At 61.1% G+C, this 3209-nt stretch carries 4 protein-coding genes; all 4 read left to right on the forward strand.

Annotated features, from left to right (window positions below):
* Nucleotides 1–106: 106 nt before the first annotated feature.
* The 4 genes from kdsA to AC1D1P_RS18745 all read left to right on the forward strand — a co-directional run bounded on the left by kdsA (nucleotide 107) and on the right by AC1D1P_RS18745 (nucleotide 3006).
* The gene (kdsA, locus tag AC1D1P_RS18730; RefSeq protein ID WP_477674007.1) at nucleotides 107–964 is read left to right on the forward strand and encodes a 3-deoxy-8-phosphooctulonate synthase; all 858 of its coding nucleotides are present in this window, start codon (nucleotides 107–109) and stop codon (nucleotides 962–964) included.
* A 33-nt stretch (nucleotides 965–997) separates the two neighbouring features.
* Complete coding sequence (locus AC1D1P_RS18735) at nucleotides 998–1303, forward strand: DUF1330 domain-containing protein (protein ID WP_457278940.1); 306 nt, start codon at nucleotides 998–1000, stop codon at nucleotides 1301–1303.
* 27 nt (nucleotides 1304–1330) lie between these two features.
* The gene (gene eno, locus AC1D1P_RS18740) at nucleotides 1331–2614 is read left to right on the forward strand and encodes a phosphopyruvate hydratase (RefSeq protein WP_477671127.1); all 1284 of its coding nucleotides are present in this window, start codon (nucleotides 1331–1333) and stop codon (nucleotides 2612–2614) included.
* Nucleotides 2615–2730: 116 nt separating this feature from the next.
* Nucleotides 2731–3006, forward strand: a complete 276-nt coding sequence (locus AC1D1P_RS18745) for a septum formation initiator family protein (RefSeq protein ID WP_477671128.1) — start codon at nucleotides 2731–2733, stop codon at nucleotides 3004–3006.
* The last annotated feature ends 203 nt before the right edge of the window (nucleotides 3007–3209 follow it).

The raw sequence follows: 3209 nt of genomic DNA on the forward strand, positions 1-3209 counted from the left end.
GCCACCCGCTGTTCAATGCCTATATCGCGGCCGTACTCCAACAGCGCGCCACGGCAGGCCAGGACCCGAAAGCGGCCGCCAAGCCTCTCAAGGCGGTAGCCTGACCATGAAACTCTGCGGATTCGACATTGGTCTGAACCAACCTTTTTTCCTCATCGCCGGCCCCTGCGTGGTGGAGTCCGAGCAGTTGCAAATGGACACTGCCGGCACGCTCAAGGAAATTACTTCCTCGCTGGGCATTCCCTTCATCTTCAAAAGCAGTTTCGACAAGGCCAATCGCACCAGCGAGACGGCCTTTCGTGGACTGGGCACGGAAAAAGGACTGGAGATTCTGGCCAAGGTCAAAAAGGAAATTCGCGTGCCGGTGCTGACCGACATCCATTCCGAAGACCAGATCGCCCAGGTCTCCAAAGTCGTCGATGTGCTGCAAACACCGGCCCTGCTGTGCCGCCAGACCGACTTCATCCACGCCGTCGCACTGTCCGGCCTGCCGGTCAATATCAAGAAGGGCCAATTCATGGCCCCGGGCGACATGAAGAACGTCATCACCAAGGCGCGCGCGGCCGTCAAGGCAGCCGGTCTGCCGGAAGACAACTTCATGGCCTGCGAACGCGGCGCCAGCTTTGGCTACAACAATCTGGTCAGCGACATGCGCAGCCTGGCCATCATGCGGGAGACCAACGCGCCGGTCGTGTTTGACGCGACCCACTCGGTGCAGCTGCCCGGCGGCCAGRGCACCAGCAGCGGCGGCGTACGCGAGATGGTGCCGGTGCTGGCGCGTGCCGCAGTGGCCGTCGGCGTCTCTGGCCTGTTCATGGAAACCCACCCGGACCCGGCCAAGGCCTTGTGCGACGGCCCCAATGCCGTACCGCTCAAGCACATGAAGGCGCTGCTGGAAACACTGCTCGAGCTGGATCGTGTCACCAAGAAAAACGGCTTCCTCGAAAACAACTTCAGCGCCTGAGCCAGCGATCCATCCCGCAAGCCTACACAAGCCATGACATTCGCCTACATCATTGTCGACATGAAGATCACCGACCCCGAGCAGTACAAGCAGTACATGGCGGCCGCGCCCGCCGCGGTTGCAGCCGCTGGGGGTGAATACCTGGTGCGCGGTGGTAAGTTTGAGGCGCTGGAAGGCACCTGGCAACCTGCACGCGTCGCCATGCTGCGCTTTCCCAGCTACGAGAAGGCCAAGGCCTTTTATGACGACGAAATGTACCGCGCCGCACGTGCCAAGCGTGCTGGCGCCACCGAGTTTTTCAATATGGTCCTGGTCGAAGGCGTTGCCGCCCCGGTCTGATCCCCTCTCTACAAAAAAAGGAACCTAATGAGCGCAATTGTTGATATCGTCGGCCGCGAAATTCTCGACAGCCGTGGCAACCCTACCGTTGAGTGCGACGTGCTGCTGGAGTCCGGCGTCATGGGCCGCGCCGCAGTGCCTTCGGGCGCGTCCACCGGTTCGCGTGAAGCCATTGAGCTGCGCGACGGCGACAAGTCGCGCTACCTCGGCAAGGGCGTGCTCAAGGCCGTCGAACACATCAACACCGAAATCTCCGAAGCCGTGCTGGGCCTGGACGCCAGCGAACAGGCCTTCCTGGACCGCACACTGATTGACCTGGACGGCACCGACAACAAATCGCGCCTGGGCGCCAACGCCACGCTGGCTGTCAGCATGGCCGTGGCACGCGCAGCGGCTGAAGAAGCCGGCCTGCCCCTGTATCGTTATTTCGGTGGCAGCGGCGCCATGCAAATGCCTGTTCCCATGATGAACGTGGTGAATGGTGGCGCGCATGCCAACAACAACCTGGACCTGCAGGAGCTGATGATCATTCCTGTCGGCGCGCCCAGCTTTCGCGAAGCCGTGCGTTACGGTGCTGAAGTGTTTCATGCCCTCAAGAAAATTCTGCACGACAAGGGCATGAGCGTGGCCGTCGGCGACGAAGGCGGCTTTGCCCCCAATGTGGCCAACCATGAAGCTGCGATCCAGATGATCCTGGAAGCCATCGACGCCGCCGGTTATGTGGCCGGTGAACAAATCGCCCTGGGCCTCGATTGCGCAGCATCGGAGTTTTACAAGGACGGCAAATACGTCCTGGGCGCGGAAGGCCTGAGCCTGGATGCCACCGAGTGGACCAACATCCTGGCCACCTGGGTCGACAAATACCCCATCATCAGCATCGAAGACGGCATGGCCGAAGGCGACTGGGACGGCTGGAAGACCCTGACCGAGCGTCTGGGCAAAAAGGTGCAGCTGGTCGGCGACGACCTGTTCGTCACCAACACCAAGATCCTCAAAGAAGGCATCGACAAGCAGATTGCCAACTCCATCCTGATCAAGATCAACCAGATCGGCACCCTGACCGAAACCTTTGCCGCCATCGAGATGGCCAAGCGCGCCGGCTACACCGCCGTCATCAGCCATCGCTCGGGCGAAACCGAAGACTCCACGATTGCCGACATCGCCGTGGGCACCAATGCCGGCCAGATCAAGACGGGCTCGCTCTCGCGCTCGGACCGCATGGCGAAATACAACCAGTTGCTGCGCATCGAAGAAGACCTGGGTGACATCGCCACCTACCCGGGCCGCGCGGCCTTCTATAACCTCCGGTAAATGGCCCCCACGCTCGTCGCTTCGCGTACTTCGCTGCCCCCCGGGGGGGTGCGTTTTTTCTTGGTGCGGCCCGGCGAAAAAACCCTGCCCTTTAATCATCACGCTCAAGCATAGGCATGGGAAACCGGCTCGTTCCCGCCATCCTGATTGCGCTCCTGGCCATATTCCACGCGCAACTCTGGATTGGCCGGGGCAGCATTCCCAGCGTGCGCGACATGCAGCACCGGCTGACCGAACAACTCGCCAAAAACACCCAGGCACAGGCCGCCAATGACCAGCTCGCTGCAGAAGTCCGGGACCTCAAGGAAGGCCTCGAAATGGTCGAAGAAAAAGCCCGGATCGAACTCGGCATGGTCAAGCCGAATGAAATCTTCGTGCAGGTGACCAAGTAAGCCCTGGCATCCATCCTGCGAAAGTGCCCGTGTTGAAAATTGCCGTTACCGGCGCTCCACTTACCGGAAAGAGACAGCTTGCCGCTGCGCTGGACAACGCCCTGAAAATCTCGGGGCACGAAGCCACCGTAGCCGTGACTGATGCCGCCCCCCTTCCTGCCGACCTCCCCAGCTTTGGGCTGACGCTGCTCATGGGACTGGAA

Source organism: Polaromonas sp. P1_E1_2 (assembly GCF_056406035.1).